Below are 15,907 nucleotides of genomic sequence, written 5' to 3'. Positions count from 1 at the left end.
ACGCCGCGGTGGCGGGGAGGTGTCGGGGAGCTCCGAGCCGACGGCGAGGCCGCGCGGCTAGGGTGTTGCGGTGATCGACAGCAGGCCCGAGGACGACCGGGACGACGACGCGCTCAGCTGGGCGGGCGAGGGCGGCGACCCCACCCTGGTGGCGGGCGATGCTCCGGTGCGCCGCCGGACGCCCCGTGCGGTGCGCTCGGCTCCGGAGGTCCGCGCGGCGCGCGAGGGCGACGTCGACGAGCTGCCGGACGAGCTCCGCGAGGACGACGACGAGCTCGAGGACGACGACGAGCTGGAGGACGACGAGCGCGACGCGGCCGAGGCGGCGGCCGCCTCCTCCGTGCTGCTGGTCGCGATGGGCGTCGCCGCGGGTCTGTACCTGCTCTGGACGATCGGCTGGATGATCACCGCGACGCGGCAGAACGCCACGGTCGCCGGGACGTTCGCGGGCGACCCGCTCGGCGGCGGGCTCTACGGGCTCGGCCTCTGGCTCGCGGTCGCGGGGCCGGCGGCCTGGTTCGCCGCCGTGCTGCTCGGCACGCGGAGCGCCCGCACGCGCACCCGGGTGCTCTGGCTGATCGCCGGGCTGATCCTGCTGGCCCCTCTGCCGTTCCTGAAGGGGGCGTGATGAGCGACACCGCATCGACCGGCTCCGTCTCGAGCGGCTCCGCTGCGACCGGGAGCACGGTGAAGGCGACCCTCGGCGGGACCGGACACCGTGACGGCCGACGGAAGCGCCTCCTGCTCTCGGTGCTGATCGCCGCGGTCTTCGCGCTCTTCTTCGCCTGGGACGTCTGGGAGGGGATCGGCAACCTCGTCGGGCTGCGCACCTACGCCGCCACGCTCGGCACCGACCTGAACGGCACGGGCTGGACGGTGCTGCTGCTCGGGCTGGCGCTGCCCGTGGTCTGCTTCGTGCTGGCGCTGGTGCTCGGCCGTCGGCGCGGGCTCCTGGCGCGGACCGGGCTGCTGTTCGCGGCGCTCTGCCTCTCCGCGGCGCTGTCGCTCGACGTGCAGCTGATCCTCGGATTCGAGAGCCTCGTCTCGCTCTAGACGCGTCGTTCGCAACCGGGCGAGACCGGACGTCACACGGCCGGGGACGGCTGCGGCCCTCCGCTACAGTGGCGGGGGCTCCACCGGCCCTCGTGCTCGGTGCCCGCTCCGTCCCCTCCCCGAAGGAAGCGCCTCTCGTGACTAAGCCGGTCGTCCTGATCGCCGAAGAACTCTCGCCCGCCACCGTGGACGCCCTCGGTCCCGACTTCGAGATCCGCTCCGTGGACGGCACCGACCGCCCCGCGCTGCTCGAGGCGCTCGGCTCGGCCGACGCGATCCTGGTCCGCTCCGCGACGCAGGTCGACGCCGAGGCGATCGCCGCGGCGCCGTCGCTCAAGGTCGTCGCGCGCGCGGGCGTGGGCCTCGACAACGTCGACATCACCGCCGCGACCGCCGCCGGTGTCATGGTGGTGAACGCGCCGACCTCGAACATCATCTCGGCGGCCGAGCTCACCGTCGGCCACATCCTGAGCCTCGCCCGGCACATCCCGGCCGCGCACAGCGCGCTCGCGCAGGGCCTCTGGAAGCGCTCCAAGTACACCGGCGTCGAGCTCTACGAGAAGACCGTCGGCATCATCGGCCTCGGCCGCATCGGCGCGCTGATCACCGCGCGCCTGCAGGCCTTCGGCGTGAACGTCGTCGCCTACGACCCCTACGTCACCAGCGCCCGCGCGCAGCAGCTCGGCGTGACGCTCCTGCCGCTCGAGGAGCTCCTCGCGCAGAGCGACTTCATCACCATCCACATGCCGAAGACCCCGGAGACCACCGGGATGATCTCGGACGCGCAGCTCGCGCTGATGAAGCCAACGGCGTTCCTGGTGAACGTCGCCCGCGGCGGGCTGATCGACGAGGACGCGCTGCACCGCGCGCTCGTCGCGAAGACCATCGCCGGCGCCGGGCTCGACGTGTTCGTCAAGGAGCCGCCGACCGACTCGCCGCTGCTCGCCCTCGAGAACGTGGTCGTCACTCCGCACCTCGGCGCGTCGACGGACGAGGCGCAGGAGAAGGCGGGCGTCTCGGTCGCGAAGTCGGTGCGACTCGCGCTCTCGGGCGAGCTCGTGCCGGACGCGGTGAACGTGGCCGGCGGCGTCATCGACCCGTACGTCCGCCCGGGCATCCCGCTGGTGGAGAAGCTGGGCCAGGTCTTCTCCGGGCTCGCCTCCTCGCCGGTGACGTCGATCGACGTCGAGGTGCGCGGCGAGCTGGCCGGCTTCGACGTCAAGGTGCTCAAGCTCGCGGCGCTCAAGGGCGTCTTCAGTAACGTCGTCTCCGAGACGGTGTCGTACGTCAACGCCCCGGTGCTCGCGGAGCAGCGGGGCATCGAGGTGCGGCTGATCACGGACGCGGTCTCGGACGAGTACCGCAACGTGATCACGCTCCGCGGCGCCCTCTCGGACGGCTCGCAGATCTCGGTCTCGGGCACGCTGACCGGCACCAAGCAGGTCGAGAAGCTCGTCGCGATCAACGGCTACGACGTCGAGGTGCCGCTCGCGAAGCACCACGTGGTGATGAGCTACGTCGACCGTCCCGGGATCGTCGCGGTCTACGGCCGCGAGTTCGGCGAGGCCTCCGTCAACATCGCGGGCATGCAGATCGCGCGCACCGAGGCGGGCGGCAAGGCCCTCTCGGTGATCACCATCGACTCGCCGGCGCCGGACGGACTGCTGGAGAAGGTCCGCGTCGCGATCGACGCCGACCTGATGCAGGAGATCGACATCACCGAATAGGTCCGAGCGCGGCGGAGGAGACGGCAGCATGGAGCGCAGATTCGCCCAGGTCGACGTGTTCGGCGCGGAGCCGTTCCTCGGCAACCCGGTGGCGGTGGTCGTCGACGGCGACGGCGTGTCCGACGCTTCGATGGCCGCGTTCGCGCGCTGGACGAACCTGTCGGAGACGACGTTCCTGCTGCCGCCGACGTCGCCCGAGGCCGACTACCGGCTGCGGATCTTCACGCCGCGGCGCGAGCTGCCGTTCGCCGGGCACCCGACGCTCGGCAGCGCGCACGCGTGGCTGGCGGCCGGCGGAGTGCCGCGCGACGCCGGAGTGCTGGTGCAGGAGTGCGCGGCCGGGCTCGTGCGGCTCCGGGTGTCGGACGGGGCGATCGCGTTCGCGGCACCGCCGCGGCAGCGCACGGGGCCGGTGGACGAGCCGACGCTGGCGCGCGCCGCGGCGGCGCTGGGACTCGCCCGCGAGGAGATCCTCGGGCACGAGTGGGCCGACAACGGGCCCGGCTGGCTGGCGCTGCGGCTGGAGTCGGCGGAGCGGGTGCTCGCGATCCGACCGGAGTCGGCGCGGCTCGGCGGGCTCACCGTCGGCGTGGTCGGACCGCATCCGGCGGGGGCGGAGTGCGCTTTCGAGGTGCGGGCGTTCATCCCGGACGCGGGCGTGGCGGAGGACCCGGTGACGGGGAGTCTCAACGCGGGGATCGCGCAGTGGCTGATCGGGGCCGGGCTGGCGCCCGAGCGGTACGTTGCGGCGCAGGGGACCGCGATGGGGCGCGCGGGGCGCGTGCTCGTGGAGCGCGTCGGCGACGACGTGTGGATCGGCGGGGCGACGGCGACGCTGATCGAGGGGACCGTGCGGCTGTAGGGGGCGGGTCTCGATACGCCGGCCTGCGGCCGGCTACTCGACCAGCATGCTCCGCGTCCTTCGGGCTGGTGCTCCTCCGGGGTCAGCTCGGGAGGAGGCGGGCGATGACGGCGAGGACGTCGGCGGCCTCGCCGCGGGGGCTGTCGCCGGTGGGGAGCAGGGCGGAGTTGTAGTAGAGGCCGTCGCTCAGCAGGACGATGGCGCGGGCGACCAGGGGGTCGCCGACGGCCTCGGCGACGACGGCGTACCAGCTGTCGTGGATGCGCGCGAGGCCGGCGCTCGCGCGCTCGTCGTGGCCCTGGGCCACGCGCGAGACCGCGAGGATGGTGCGGTCGAAGGGGGTGTCCGCGGCGAACGAGGTGCGGATCAGGTACGGGACGACGCCCTCGTCGGAGGTGCGGATCCGGTCGATGTCCTCCGCGAGGCGGTCGTCCAGGCGGCCGACGAGTCCGTCGACGAGGGCGTCCTTCGAGGGGAAGTGGTAGAGCAGCCCGCCCTTGGAGACTCCGGCGGCCTTCGCCACGGCGTCGAGGGTGGCCGAGCGCTCGCCCTGCTCGATCAGCAGGGCCTCGAACGCGTCGAGGACGCGGTCGCGGGCGGGGGCGGCGGGCATGGGCTCCATCCTAGGGACGGATCCCGGTTCCGCCCCTGGCTACTGTACCGGCTGGACGGTATACTCGGTGGCGATCACCCCGTTCGAGAGAGAGCACCACTGTGTCCGCCCGCACCGCACCCGTCACCACCGTCACGACCCCCGGCCCCGCCTCGCGCGCCGCCGTCGAGCCCGACGGTCCCCGCGTCGGGCGCCGTGCCTGGTTCGCGCTGGCCGTGCTGATGCTGCCGGTGCTGCTCGTCTCGGTCGACAACACCGTCCTCAATTTCGCGCTGCCGCTGATCGCGGAGGACCTCGGTCCCTCCGGCACCGAGCTGCTCTGGATCGTCGACGCCTACCCGCTCGTGCTCGCCGGACTGCTGGTGGCGATGGGCAGCCTCGGCGACCGGGTCGGCCGGCGGAAGCTCCTGCTGATCGGCGCGGTCGGCTTCGCGGTGGTCTCCGTCGCGGCGGCCTTCGCTCCGACGGCCGGCGCCCTGATCGCTGCTCGCGCCGCGCTCGGTCTCTTCGGCGCCACCCTGATGCCCTCGACCCTCTCCCTCCTGCGCAGCCTCTTCCCGAACCGCGACCAGCGCCGGATGGCGATCGCGATCTGGGCGACCGGGTTCGCGGTCGGCTCGGCCGTCGGCCCGCTGGTCGGCGGCGTGCTGCTGGAGAACTTCCCCTGGGGCTCCGTGTTCCTGCTCGCGGTGCCGGTGCTGCTGCCGCTGGTGGTGCTCGCGCCGATCCTGGTGCCGGAGTCGCGTGACCCGAAGCCGGGCCCGGTCGACGTGGTCAGCATCGTGCTGTCGCTCGCGACGATGGCGCCGATCGTCTACGCGATCAAGTCGGCCGCCGAGCACGGGATCGACGCGGTCGCGGTGCTCTCGCTCGTCGTCGGCGTCGTGAGCGGCGTGCTCTTCGTGCGCCGGCAGCAGCGCCGCGAGGTGCCGATGCTCGACCTCTCGCTCTTCCGCCGCGGCTCGTTCAGCGCGGCCATCCTGGTCAACCTGCTCAGCGTCGTCGCGCTGGTCGGCGGGCTGTTCTTCGTCTCGCAGCACCTCCAGCTCGTCGTCGGCCTCTCGCCGCTCGAGGCGGGGCTCGTGCTGGTACCCGGACTCGTGGTGATGATCGGCGCGGGGCTCGGCGTGGTGCCGATCGCCCGGCGGATCTCGCCGCGGATCGTCGTGCCGGCCGGACTCGTGATCTCGGCGGTGGGCTACGCGCTGCTCGCGATCGGCAGTGCGGCTCCCGGCGGCGCCTCCGCGCTGACCGTCGCGGTCTCGTTCGCCTTCCTCGGGCTCGGGATCGGCGCGGCCGAGACGGTCTCCAACGAGCTGGTGCTCGCGAACGCGCCCGCCGACAAGGCCGGGTCCGCCTCGGCGGTGTCGGAGACGGCGTACGAGCTGGGCGCGGTGCTCGGCACGGCGACGCTCGGCACGGTGCTGACGGCCGCCTACCGGAGCGGCGTGGTGCTGCCCGACGGCCTCGACGCCGGCCAGGCGCAGCGCGCGGGGGAGACCCTGGGCGGGGCGGTCGCGGTCGCGGGCGAGATCCCGGCGGAGTCCGCATCGAGCCTGCTCGCCTCGGCCGGAGCCGCGTTCGACGCGGGCGTCGGCTGGTCGGCCTGGATCGGCGTCGGACTGGTGCTGCTCGCCGGCGTCGTGGCGGCCTGGCGCCTGCGCCGGAGCTGACGCGGCGCGACCGGCGCGGGCGGCGGCCCGAGAGTACGCTGGGCTGGTCTCCTGCCCCGCACGCTCGAGCGCTCCGCACGCCCAGTGCTCTGGACGCGCAGCACTCCGGCCCGTGCCCCCCGCACGTCTGAGGACCGCCATGACCCGCACCGTGAAGCTCGCCGTCATCCCCGGAGACGGGATCGGACCGGAGGTGATCGCCGAGGCCGTGAAGGTCCTCGACGCCGTCACCGCCGACTCCGACCTGGTGATCGAGAAGACGCCGTTCTCGCTCGGCGCCGGCCGCTTCCTGGAGACCGGCGACGTCCTGACCGACGAGGACCTCGCCTCGATCTCCGCGCACGACGCGATCCTGCTCGGCGCCGTCGGCGGCGTGCCCGGCGACCCGCGCCTCAAGGACGCGAACATCGAGCGCGGGCTGCTGCTGCGCCTGCGCTTCGCGCTCGACCACTACGTCAACCTCCGCCCGACCCGCCTCTACGCGGGCGTGCCGTCGCCGCTGTCGGCGCCCGGCGAGGTCGAGTTCGTCGTCGTCCGCGAGGGCACCGAGGGCCCGTACGTCGGCAACGGCGGGTCGATCCGCCAGGGGACGCCGCACGAGATCGCGAACGAGGTCTCGGTGAACACGGCCTACGGCGTCGAGCGCGTCGTCCGCCACGCCTTCGAGCTGGCCCGCAAGCGCCGCTCGAAGCTGACGCTGGTGCACAAGACGAACGTCCTGGTCTTCGCGGGCTCGCTCTGGAAGCGGCTCGTGGACGAGGTAGGGGCCACCTACGAGGACGTGGCCGTCGACTACCTCCACGTGGACGCGGCGACGATCTTCCTGGTGACCGATCCTGCTAGGTTCGACGTCATCGTCACCGACAACCTGTTCGGCGACATCCTGACCGATCTGGCCGGCGCGATCAGCGGCGGCATCGGACTCGCGGCCTCGGGCAACATCAACCCCGACGGCGCGTTCCCCAGCATGTTCGAGCCGGTCCACGGATCCGCGCCCGACATCGCCGGGAAGCAGCTCGCCGATCCGACCGCCGCGATCCTGTCGGTGGCGCTGCTGCTCGACCACCTGGGTCGCGGCGACGAGGCCGCCCGCGTGACGGCGGCCGTGACCGCCGACATCGAGTCGCGCGACGGCACTCCGCGCTCCACGGCCGCGATCGGCGACTCCGTCGTCTCGCGGCTCCGCTGACCCTCCTCTCCGGCCCCCGCCCCCGGGCCCCACGCCACTCCAGGAAGAACCCCTCATGACCGACACCCTCTCCGCGCAGGACCTCGCCTTCGAGGTGACCGCCAACCCCGCGCCCCGCTCCGACGAGGAGCGCGCCCGCATCCTCGCGAACCCCGGCTTCGGGGTCCACTTCACCGACCACATGGTCGACATCCGCTGGTCGCGCGCCGGCGGCTGGGACCAGGCGCGCGTCGAGCCCTACGGCCCGATCCAGCTCGACCCGGCCGCGGCCGTGCTGCACTACGCGCAGGAGATCTTCGAGGGGATGAAGGCCTACCGCCACGCGGACGGCTCGATCTGGACCTTCCGCCCCGAGGCGAACGCCGGCCGGCTGCAGCGCTCCGCCCGCCGGCTCGCGCTGCCCGAGCTGCCGACCGAGCTGTTCGTCGAGTCGCTCCGGCAGCTGATCGCGGCCGACGGCGCCTGGGTGCCGTCCGAGCCGGAGACGAGCCTGTACCTGCGGCCGTTCATGTTCGCCAAGGAGGCGTTCCTCGGCGTGCGCGCGGCCGAGGAGGTCGGCTACTACGTGATCGCGAGCCCGGCCGGCGCCTACTTCTCCGGCGGCGTGGCCCCGGTGTCGATCTGGCTGTCGACGTCCTTCGCCCGCGCGGGCAAGGGCGGCACCGGTGCGGCGAAGACCGGCGGCAACTACGCCTCGTCGCTGCTGCCGCAGCAGGAGGCGTACCAGCACGGCTGCGCGCAGGTGCTCTTCCTCGACTCGCAGGAGTCGCGCTGGATCGAGGAGCTCGGCGGCATGAACGTGGTGCTGGTGAAGAAGGACGGCACGCTCGTCACGCCGGAGTCGGACTCGATCCTCGAGGGGATCACCCGCGACAGCGTGCTGCAGCTCGCCGAGGACCGCGGTCACCGCGTGGAGCGCCGCCAGGTGTCGATCGACGAGTGGCGCGACGGGGTCGAGTCCGGCGATGTGGTGGAGGTGTTCGCCTGCGGGACCGCGGCGGTCATCACTCCGATCGCCGAGCTCAAGGGCGACGGCTTCTCGGTGGGCCACGAGGGCGCGCCGGCCGGCGCGCTGACGATGTCGCTGCGCGAGGAGCTGACCGACATCCAGTACGGACGTCGCGAGGACACGCACGGCTGGATGACGAGGTTGGACGCATGAAGATCGCACGATTCGCCACGCAGCGCTCCGGAGACAACGGGGGCGCGATCCACTTCGGGATCCTGGACGAGGACGACCTGGTCGTGCTCGCCGGCGACCCGATGTTCGCGGGCTTCGAGACCACGGGGGAGCGGATCCCGCTCGCCGAGGCGAAGCTGCTCGCGCCGGTGATCCCGCGCTCGAAGGTGATCGGAATCGGCAAGAACTACTCCGACCACGCGGCCGAGATGGGCGGCGACGCTCCGGCCGAGCCGCTGATGTTCCTGAAGCCGAACACCTCGGTGATCGGGCCGGACGAGCCGATCGTGCTGCCCGAGGACAGCCAGCAGGTGGAGTTCGAGGGCGAGCTCGCGGTCGTGATCGGTGCGATCGCGCGGAACGTCCGGGCGGAGGACTACGAGGACGTCGTCTTCGGCTACACGATCGCGAACGACGTCACGGCGCGCGACCTGCAGAAGTCGGACGGGCAGTGGGCCCGGGCGAAGGGCTACGACACGTTCTGCCCGATCGGGCCGGTCATCGAGACCGAGTTCGTCTGGAACGAGAGCGCGCTCGAGACGCGGGTGAACGGACGGCGGCTGCAGTCCGGCAACACGGGCGACATGATCCACGGGGTGCCCGAGATCATCGCCTACGTCTCGCGGGTGTTCACGCTGCTGCCGGGCGACATCATCCTGACCGGGACGCCCGCCGGTGTCGGGCCGATCGCCAACGGCGACACGGTCGCGATCGACATCGAGGGCATCGGCACGCTCTTCAGCCCGGTGGTGACCCGGGCCTGACCCTCGTCGCGAGATGCCACTTGTGCACGCTTTCCACGGCGTGTCGCGTACGCAAGTGGCATCTCGCGGAGGGGGTCAGTCCGTGGTGACGGGGGCGTCGGTGGCGTCGTCGTCGGGGAGGCCGGCGTCGCCCGAGACGGTGTCGCCTCCGCTGTCGGCGTCGGTGACGGTGTCGGAGACGCCGCGGTCGATCGCGGTTCCGCCGGATGCGGCGCCCGCGGCGCTCGCGTCGGACGCGTCCTCGCCGGGCAGCACGGTCTGGGCGCCGCCGGTGTTCGGGGTCAGGTCGGACTCCTGCTCGGGCAGGTCCTCGTTCACGTTCTCGGGCACGGGGGCTCCTCTCGTCGGAGTGTCCATCGGAGCATGCGGGCGGCGGCGGGCGTCAGGGTCTTGACACCGTCGGGGAGCGGCCGGTCTCGATACGCCCCTGCGGCGCTACTGGACCAGCATGGTGGCGCTCCGGCGCTCCGGCGCTCTGCGACCGGCACGGGGCGGGGCGCTGGCTTCACCGTGCTCCCTGGAGCTGTCAAGTGGAGACGCTCGAAGAGGACGGAGTCGTAGCGTCGAAGCATGAGCTCGTCCCGCACGACCCGCCGTTCCGATACCACCGCCACGACGAAGAGCACTGCCACGAAGACCGCCGCCGCCGAGAAGAGCCGCGCGAAGAAGACCGCAGCGACGACCGCCGCGGCGGAGAAAAGCGCTGCGAAGAAGGCCACTGCGAAGAAGGCCACCGCGAAGGTCGCTCCGGCGAAGAAGACCACCGCGAAGAAGGCCACCGCGACGAAGAGCGCTGCGAAGACGTCCGGCGTGAAGGCGAGCGCTGCGAAGACGACCGGCGCGAAGGCCGCTCCCGCGAAGAAGACCGCGGCGGCGAAGAGCACGCGCGGCACCATCGACCGCATCGCGCGCGAGGACTTCGGCTGGACGTCGCTGCTGCCGGGGCAGCGCGAGGCCATCGAGTCGGCCGCCGCGGGCCGGGACACGCTGCTCGTGCTCGCCACGGGCGGCGGCAAGTCCGCCGTGTATCAGATCGCCGGCGCCGAGCGCGGGGGCGTCGTGCTCGTCGTCTCGCCGCTCGTCGCGCTGCAGGCCGACCAGCTCGCCTCGATCGAGGCCGCGCCGGCCGCGCCGCCCGCCGTCGCCATCAACTCCGCGCAGGGCGCCGCCGCCGTCGCGCGGGCCTGGGAGCGCATCGACGAGGGCGGCCCGCTGTACGTGCTGCTCGCTCCGGAGCAGCTGGCCAAGGAGGAGAACGTCGCCCGGCTCGCCGCGGCCGGCGTCTCGCTCCTGGTCGTCGACGAGGCGCACTGCGTCTCCTCCTGGGGCCACGACTTCCGCCCGGACTACCTGCGGCTGAAGGACGTCCGCAGCGCACTGGGCGATCCGCCGGTGCTCGCGATGACGGCCACCGCCTCTCGGCCCGTGCGCGAGGAGATCATCGACCGGCTCGGCATGACCGACCCCGAGGTGCAGGTGCACGGCGTCGACCGCCCCGAGATCCGTCTCGTGGTGCACCGCCACGAGAGCGAGAACGAGAAGCGCGCGGCCGTCGTCGAGGAGGCGCGCAGCTGGACGGCGCCGGGGCTCGTCTACGTCGCCACGCGCAAGGAGACCGAGACCTATGCGGCGGAGATCGCTGCCTCGGGCCGGAGCGTCGCGGCCTATCACGCCGGGCTCAAGACGAGCGAGCGGCGCGAGGTGCACGAGCGCTGGCGCGACGGCGAGCTCGACGTGGTGATCGCCACCTCCGCCTTCGGGATGGGGATCGACCGCGCCGACGTGCGCTACGTGCTGCACGCGACGACGACAGAGTCGCTGGACGCCTACTACCAGGAGATCGGACGCTCGGGGCGAGACGGCGAGCCCGCGACCGGTGCGCTGCACTACCGGCTCGAGGACCTCGGGCTGCGCCGCTTCTTCGCCAAGCGCCGGGTCGAGCCGGCCGCGCTGCGCGTGGTGTGGGCGGCCGTGTCGGACAAGCCGGGCGTGCAGGTCGACGAGCTGGCGGCGGCGCTGGGCAAGTCGCCGCGCACCGTCGCGCGGCTGGTGAACGATCTCGCCGAGGCCGACCTGCTCGAGACCGAGGGCGGCCTGCGGGCCGTGAGCGACGCGAGCGGCGACGACGCCGTCCGCGCGGTGAAGGAGGAGCTCTCCTCCCGCGAGCGCATCGCGGAGTCGCGGCTGTCGATGATGCGGGCCTATGCGGAGACCTCGCAGTGCCGGCGGCGCGTGCTGCTCGACTACTTCGGCGTCGAGGGGCCGGAGTGGTGCGGCAACTGCGACGGCTGCGAGCGGCACGAGGCGCGCCAGGAGGCGGCCGACGAAGCGGCGTCCGCTGCTCCCTCCGAGGCACCGCTGAGCGTCGACGAGGCCGTCGAGCACCGCGAGTGGGGTGCGGGGACCGTCATGAGCGTCGAGGACGACCGCGCGACGATCTTCTTCGAGTCCGAGGGCTACAAGGTGCTCTCGTTCGCGGCGCTGGAGTCGGGGGTGCTGAAGGAGCGGGAGGCCGTCTCGGCCTAGGCGCCGGCGGGGCGGGGTCTCGATACGCCGTCCTGCGGACCGCTGCTCGACCAGCATGAAGGGGCGGGCCTCTTCCGCGAGGGCCGCTCGTCCGACTGGGGGCCCTCATGCTGATCGAGTAGCCCGCGCAGCGGGCGTATCGAGATCCACCTGCGTCAGGAGACCGGTCTGCAGACCGTCGTGCTGAGGACGGTGGGTCTCGATACGCCCCTGCGGGGCTACTCGACCAGCATGAAGGGGCAGCCGCACCGCAGGTGCGACCTGCACGTGCGAGATGCCACTTGTGAGCGGGCGACACGGCGTGTCGTGCTCACAAGTGGCATCTCGCGGAGGGGGTCAGACGTTCGAGACGGCGGAGCTCACGTCGGTGGGCTTGTCGTAATCGCCCTCGGGGATGGCGCGGAGCGCGTCGAGGACGTCGCTGTCGGCGCCCTCCTTCTCGGCGGTCTCGACGATCGTGTCCTTCGAGGCCGGGTAGTCGATCCCGGCGAGGTACTTCTGGACCTGGATCGGGTTGGGTGCATCCATCGTGCTGTCCTTTCGTCGTTCGGTCAGTGCTGGTGCTCTTCGGTGAAGAGCCGGTCGAAGGCGTCCACGCGCCGGTCGGTGACCGTCGTGGGCGTCTCGAGGTGCACGGCGCCGCTGGGGACGAGCCCCGCGCCACCGAAGCGCTCCATGACGCGCCACTGCGCGGCGACGTCCTCGCCGCTGTGCTCCGGGGGCAGCTGCTCCCAGAAGTCGAAGCCGCCGCAGGCGACGAGCGCCTCGCGACGGTAGAGCACGCACGCGCCGAGCCAGGCGACGCGGTAGGCGCGCCAGGCGCCCTCCGGCACGTCGAGGCGGGCGGCGACGTGGGTGAGGTTCGCGGCGTTGTGCAGCGGCCAGCGCTCGAACTCCGGCGTCCCGCGCCGGATCCGCTCGGGCTGCACGCCGTCGTCCCAGGGCTCGAAGGCGGTCTGCTCGTGCGGCCGCTCGTCGCCGAGGTAGGACAGCCCCTGCACGGCCGAGCCGACGAAGCCGCAGCCGAGGCGCGCGAGCGCCTCGTGCAGCCGCGCCAGGGTGCCCGGCTCGAGCCAGACGTCGTCGTCGAGGTAGAGGACCGCGGGGGCGGTCGCGAGCGAGAGAAGGTAGTGCCGCTGCTCCGCGAGGCCGCGGCGGGGGAGGTGCCGGCGCACCAGCGGAGCGCGGCCCTGCGCGGCGAGGATCCGCAGCATCGAGACGACGGTCGGGTCCGTCTCCGTCACCGCGGCGTCCGACTGGTCGCTGACGATCACGCGGAACGGCGGGTCGTCCTGCGCCGCGAGGCCCGCGAGGGTCGCCGCCAGCTCGGCCGAGCGGCCGGCCGTCGGGATCAGGACGTCGACGGCCGGGGACTCCGGGTGCAGGTCGCGCCCCCAGAGCCCGGACCAGCGCCGGCTGCTCACGGCGCCGACGACGAGCGGATGCGCTGGACCATCTCGGTCGTCGAGTGCTCGGAGACGTAGCCCACGGTGGTGACGGTCCCGCCGTAGGAGCGGACGACCACCGCCTCCGCGAGCATGTCGGGGGCGTAGTCGCCGCCCTTCACGTAGACGTCGGGCTGCACGCGCTCGAGCAGCGGGATCGGGGTGTCACCGCTGAAGAGCGTCACGTAGTCGACGCAGCCCAACTCGGCGATGACGCCCGCGCGGTCGCCCTCGGGGTTGATCGGGCGGCCCTCGCCCTTCAGCCGGCGGACGGAGTCGTCGTCGTTCACGGCGACGACCAGCACGTCGCCGAGCTCGCGCGCCTGGCGGAGGTAGGCGGTGTGGCCGCGGTGCAGGACGTCGAAGCAGCCGTTGGTGAAGACGATGCGGCGACCGCGGCGGGCCTCCTCGGCGAGCACCTCGACCAGTCCGTCCTCGCCGAGCACGACCGCGCCGGGCGCGGCGAGCGAGGCGAGCAGGTCGTCCGCGGTGCAGACGGACGTGCCGGGGCGCTGCACGACGACGTCCGCGGCGGCCTGCGCCAGGTCGACGGCGGTCGCCAGCGAGCGGCCGGCGGCGAGGGCGAGGGTCGCGGTGGCGGCGAAGGTGTCGCCGGCGCCCGAGGCCTGCTTCTCCTCGGCCGGCTGGGCGAAGGTGCGGCTGACGGTTCCGTCGGCGTCGAGGGCGGTCGAGCCGTCGCGGTCGAGGGTGACCACGACGTGGCGGGCGCCGGAGCGCTCGCGGAGCCTCTGGGCCGCGGCGCGGACGGCGGCGGCGCGCTCGGTGCCGCGGCCGAGCGGGGTGCCGAGGAGTCGCTCCGCCTCCTTCGCGTTCGGGGTGACCAGGTCGGGCGCCGCGAAGGCCCAGTCGGCGAGCTCGTGCGCGTCGATCACGAGGAGGCCGGGGCGCTGCACGGCGAGCACACGCTCGACGGCGTCGCGGAGGATCCCGGAGCCGTAGTCGCAGACCAGCACGGCGTCGGCGCCGTCGGCCGCGCGCACGGCGGCCTCGGCGAGCTCGGCGAGCTCGAGGTCGGACGGGCGGTGCGGGCCGGAGTCGACGCGCAGCATCACGCTGTCGCCGCCGACGACGCGGGTCTTGATCGTGGTCGCGGCGTCGCTCCGGACGATCGCACCGGTGTCCAGGCCCGCGCGCTCGAGCGCGGCGAGGAGGCGGTCGCCCTCGGGGTCGCGGCCGGCGACTCCGACCGTGCGGACCACGGCGCCGAGCGCGCAGAGGTTCGCCGCGGTGTTGGCCGCGCCCCCGGCGACGTCGACGACGTCCTCGAGGCGCAGCACCGGGGCGGGCGCCTCGCGGGTCACCCGCTCGGCCTCGCCGAGCCACCACGAGTCGAGGATGAGGTCGCCGACCACGGCGACGACCGGCGGCCGCTCGCGCACGTGCGCGACCAGCGCGCTCGCCCGCTGGAGCGCGGAGCCCTCGAGGCTCATCGCCCGGCGCCGGGGAGGACGGGGAGGCCGAAGTGCACGACCGTGGTGGTGGTCATCTCGTCGAGCAGCTCCGGGCCGTAGCCGAAGCCCGAGCCGCTGGTGCCGCGCGGCTGAGCGCTGCCGCCGGGGGCGCCACCGAAGACGCCGTTGATCTTGACGGTGCCGACCGGGAGGGTCGCCGCGGCGCGGTGCGCGTGCTCCATGTCGGCGGTGAGGACGGTGGCGGCGAGGCCGTAGGGACCGGCGGCGGCGCGGGTGAGCGCCTCGTCGAAGTCGTCGACGACGAGGACGGGGGCGACGGGGCCGAAGGTCTCCTCGGTCATCACCAGCATCTCGTCGGTGCAGTCGGCGAGGACGGTGGCGGGGTAGAAGGTGCCGTCGCCGGGCTCGCCGCCGGTGAGGACGCGGGCGCCGTCGCGGACGGCGGAGGTGACGTGCTCGTGCACGGCGTCGCGCATCCGCGCGTCGACCAGGCGGGGGAGCGGGCCGTCGCGCCAGCGCTCGGCCTCGACGACCAGCGCGGCGGTGAAGGCCTCGGCGACATCGCGGTGCACGTAGATCCGCTCGACGGAGGTGCAGATCTGGCCCGCGTTGGCGAAGGCGCCGAGGGCGGCCTGCTCGGCGGCCCAGACCGGGTCGACGTCGCGGTCGACGACGAGCGCGTCGTTGCCGCCGTTCTCGAGGATGGTGTGCGCGCCGGTGACGGCGGCGATCCGGGCCAGGGCGCGGCCGGTGGCGGTCGAGCCGACGTGCGCGAGGACGTCGACGCCGTCGGTGCGGGCCAGGGCGTCGCCCACGGCGCCGTCGCCCTCGACGAGGGTCAGCACGCCCTCGGGCAGGGCCTCGGCGAGCAGCCGGGTGAAGAGCGCGCCGGTGCCGGGGCTGCGCTCGCTGGGCTTGTGCACGACGACGTCGCCGGAGACGATCGCGGCGCCGAGCATGCCGGCGGCGACGGCGACCGGGTCGTTCCAGGGGGTGAGCGCGAGGACCACGCCGCGCGGGTGCGGCAGGGCGAGGTCGACGTTGAGGGCGCCGCCGCGCAGGCTCTTGCCGCGGTGCAGGGGGCCGAGCTCGGCGTTCTGCAGCAGGGTGTCGACGCCGGCGCGGACGCCGCCGAGGGCGTCGCCGGCGGGCTTGCCGGTCTCCTCGGTGTTGAGGTCGGCGAGCTCCTGCTCGCGGGCGGCCACGCGGTGGGCGGCGGCGCGCAGCAGGGCGCCGCGCTCGGCGGGCGCGGTGGCGGCCCAGGCGGGGAAGGCGGCGCGGGCGCGGGAGACGGCGTCGGCGGCGAGATCGGCGTTGGCGCCGGTCGTGCCGGCGGCGGGGGTCGCGGTGTCGATGGTCACGGTCACCTCTCGGTCGGAGGCGTCCGCAGGGGTCGCGGACGCTGATGCCCTCCTCCGGTACCCGCGCTGTGGCGGCTCAAA

The 15,907-nt window shown here is 73.6% G+C and carries 15 protein-coding genes; 9 read left to right on the top strand and 6 right to left on the bottom strand.

The features are described 5' to 3' along the window. Positions 1-70 precede the first annotated feature (70 nt). From EDF22_RS11290 to EDF22_RS11275, 4 genes are all read left to right on the top strand, one after another. Positions 71-628 (top strand): hypothetical protein, encoded by a 558-nt coding sequence (locus EDF22_RS11290; protein WP_123705055.1) that lies wholly within the window; start codon positions 71-73, stop codon positions 626-628. After that, positions 628-1,053 carry a hypothetical protein gene (locus EDF22_RS11285; RefSeq protein ID WP_123705054.1) on the top strand — a complete coding sequence of 142 codons (426 nt, stop codon included), beginning with the start codon at positions 628-630 and terminating at the stop codon, positions 1,051-1,053. Before EDF22_RS11290 ends, EDF22_RS11285 begins: the two co-directional genes overlap by 1 nt. 137 nt (positions 1,054-1,190) lie before the next feature. Then, the gene (serA, locus tag EDF22_RS11280; protein WP_123705053.1) at positions 1,191-2,780 is read left to right on the top strand and encodes a phosphoglycerate dehydrogenase; all 1,590 of its coding nucleotides are present in this window, start codon (positions 1,191-1,193) and stop codon (positions 2,778-2,780) included. Positions 2,781-2,808: 28 nt separating this feature from the next. Continuing rightward, positions 2,809-3,642, top strand: a complete 834-nt coding sequence (locus EDF22_RS11275) for a PhzF family phenazine biosynthesis protein (protein ID WP_123705052.1) — start codon at positions 2,809-2,811, stop codon at positions 3,640-3,642. A gap of 82 nt (positions 3,643-3,724) precedes the next feature. Here the strand turns inward: EDF22_RS11275 and EDF22_RS11270 are convergent, their stop codons facing one another. Beyond that, positions 3,725-4,255 (bottom strand): TetR/AcrR family transcriptional regulator, encoded by a 531-nt coding sequence (locus EDF22_RS11270; protein WP_123447970.1) that lies wholly within the window; start codon positions 4,253-4,255, stop codon positions 3,725-3,727. Between the two features lie 101 nt (positions 4,256-4,356). Between EDF22_RS11270 and EDF22_RS11265 the strand changes: the two genes are divergently transcribed. The 4 genes from EDF22_RS11265 (at position 4,357) to EDF22_RS11250 (ending at position 9,061) form a co-directional block, all read left to right on the top strand. Further along, on the top strand, positions 4,357-5,928 hold the full coding sequence (locus tag EDF22_RS11265) for an MFS transporter (RefSeq protein WP_260303423.1): 1,572 nt from the start codon (positions 4,357-4,359) through the stop codon (positions 5,926-5,928). A gap of 139 nt (positions 5,929-6,067) precedes the next feature. Further along, positions 6,068-7,117 carry a 3-isopropylmalate dehydrogenase gene (locus tag EDF22_RS11260; protein ID WP_123705051.1) on the top strand — a complete coding sequence of 350 codons (1,050 nt, stop codon included), beginning with the start codon at positions 6,068-6,070 and terminating at the stop codon, positions 7,115-7,117. Between the two features lie 55 nt (positions 7,118-7,172). Continuing rightward, positions 7,173-8,279 (top strand): branched-chain amino acid aminotransferase, encoded by a 1,107-nt coding sequence (locus tag EDF22_RS11255; RefSeq protein ID WP_123705050.1) that lies wholly within the window; start codon positions 7,173-7,175, stop codon positions 8,277-8,279. Next, positions 8,276-9,061, top strand: a complete 786-nt coding sequence (locus EDF22_RS11250; RefSeq protein ID WP_123705049.1) for a fumarylacetoacetate hydrolase family protein — start codon at positions 8,276-8,278, stop codon at positions 9,059-9,061. The genes EDF22_RS11255 and EDF22_RS11250 overlap by 4 nt, the downstream gene beginning before the upstream one ends. A gap of 75 nt (positions 9,062-9,136) precedes the next feature. Here the strand turns inward: EDF22_RS11250 and EDF22_RS11245 are convergent, their stop codons facing one another. Next, positions 9,137-9,391, bottom strand: a complete 255-nt coding sequence (locus EDF22_RS11245; RefSeq protein WP_123705048.1) for a hypothetical protein — start codon at positions 9,389-9,391, stop codon at positions 9,137-9,139. Positions 9,392-9,631: 240 nt separating this feature from the next. On the opposite strand from EDF22_RS11245, the gene EDF22_RS11240 reads away from it, so the two are divergent. Beyond that, entirely contained in the window at positions 9,632-11,587 is a 1,956-nt protein-coding gene (locus tag EDF22_RS11240) for a RecQ family ATP-dependent DNA helicase (RefSeq protein WP_123705047.1), read from the top strand. Between the two features lie 336 nt (positions 11,588-11,923). Here EDF22_RS11240 and EDF22_RS11235 read toward each other — a convergent pair whose 3' ends face one another. From EDF22_RS11235 to EDF22_RS11220, 4 genes are read right to left on the bottom strand one after another with little or no spacing between them, the layout of a single operon-like run. After that, positions 11,924-12,115: a DUF2795 domain-containing protein gene (locus tag EDF22_RS11235; protein ID WP_123705046.1), complete on the bottom strand. Its 192-nt coding sequence runs from the start codon at positions 12,113-12,115 to the stop codon at positions 11,924-11,926. A 23-nt stretch (positions 12,116-12,138) separates the two neighbouring features. Continuing rightward, positions 12,139-13,011, bottom strand: a complete 873-nt coding sequence (locus EDF22_RS11230; protein WP_221180917.1) for a glycosyltransferase family 2 protein — start codon at positions 13,009-13,011, stop codon at positions 12,139-12,141. Continuing rightward, the gene (gene rfaE2 / locus EDF22_RS11225; RefSeq protein WP_123705045.1) at positions 13,008-14,483 is read right to left on the bottom strand and encodes a D-glycero-beta-D-manno-heptose 1-phosphate adenylyltransferase; all 1,476 of its coding nucleotides are present in this window, start codon (positions 14,481-14,483) and stop codon (positions 13,008-13,010) included. Before rfaE2 ends, EDF22_RS11230 begins: the two co-directional genes overlap by 4 nt. After that, positions 14,480-15,826, bottom strand: a complete 1,347-nt coding sequence (locus EDF22_RS11220) for an aldehyde dehydrogenase (RefSeq protein WP_397460156.1) — start codon at positions 15,824-15,826, stop codon at positions 14,480-14,482. Before EDF22_RS11220 ends, rfaE2 begins: the two co-directional genes overlap by 4 nt. Positions 15,827-15,907 lie beyond the last annotated feature (81 nt).

This window comes from Rathayibacter sp. PhB127, assembly GCF_003751665.1.
GTDB classification, from domain to species: domain Bacteria; phylum Actinomycetota; class Actinomycetes; order Actinomycetales; family Microbacteriaceae; genus Rathayibacter; species Rathayibacter festucae.
Note: the sequence above shows the minus strand (reverse complement) of the source record. Positions and strands in the feature narration are given on the sequence as shown.

Coding starts and splice junctions, on each gene's coding strand:
- EDF22_RS11255 (WP_123705050.1), top strand. CDS start 7,173: ATGACCGACACCCTCTCCGCGCAGGACCTCGCCTTCGAGGTGACCGCC.
- EDF22_RS11250 (WP_123705049.1), top strand. CDS start 8,276: ATGAAGATCGCACGATTCGCCACGCAGCGCTCCGGAGACAACGGGGGC.
- EDF22_RS11275 (WP_123705052.1), top strand. CDS start 2,809: ATGGAGCGCAGATTCGCCCAGGTCGACGTGTTCGGCGCGGAGCCGTTC.
- EDF22_RS11270 (WP_123447970.1), bottom strand. CDS start 4,255: ATGCCCGCCGCCCCCGCCCGCGACCGCGTCCTCGACGCGTTCGAGGCC.
- rfaE2 (WP_123705045.1), bottom strand. CDS start 14,483: ATGAGCCTCGAGGGCTCCGCGCTCCAGCGGGCGAGCGCGCTGGTCGCG.
- EDF22_RS11240 (WP_123705047.1), top strand. CDS start 9,632: ATGAGCTCGTCCCGCACGACCCGCCGTTCCGATACCACCGCCACGACG.
- EDF22_RS11260 (WP_123705051.1), top strand. CDS start 6,068: ATGACCCGCACCGTGAAGCTCGCCGTCATCCCCGGAGACGGGATCGGA.
- EDF22_RS11235 (WP_123705046.1), bottom strand. CDS start 12,115: ATGGATGCACCCAACCCGATCCAGGTCCAGAAGTACCTCGCCGGGATC.
- EDF22_RS11285 (WP_123705054.1), top strand. CDS start 628: ATGAGCGACACCGCATCGACCGGCTCCGTCTCGAGCGGCTCCGCTGCG.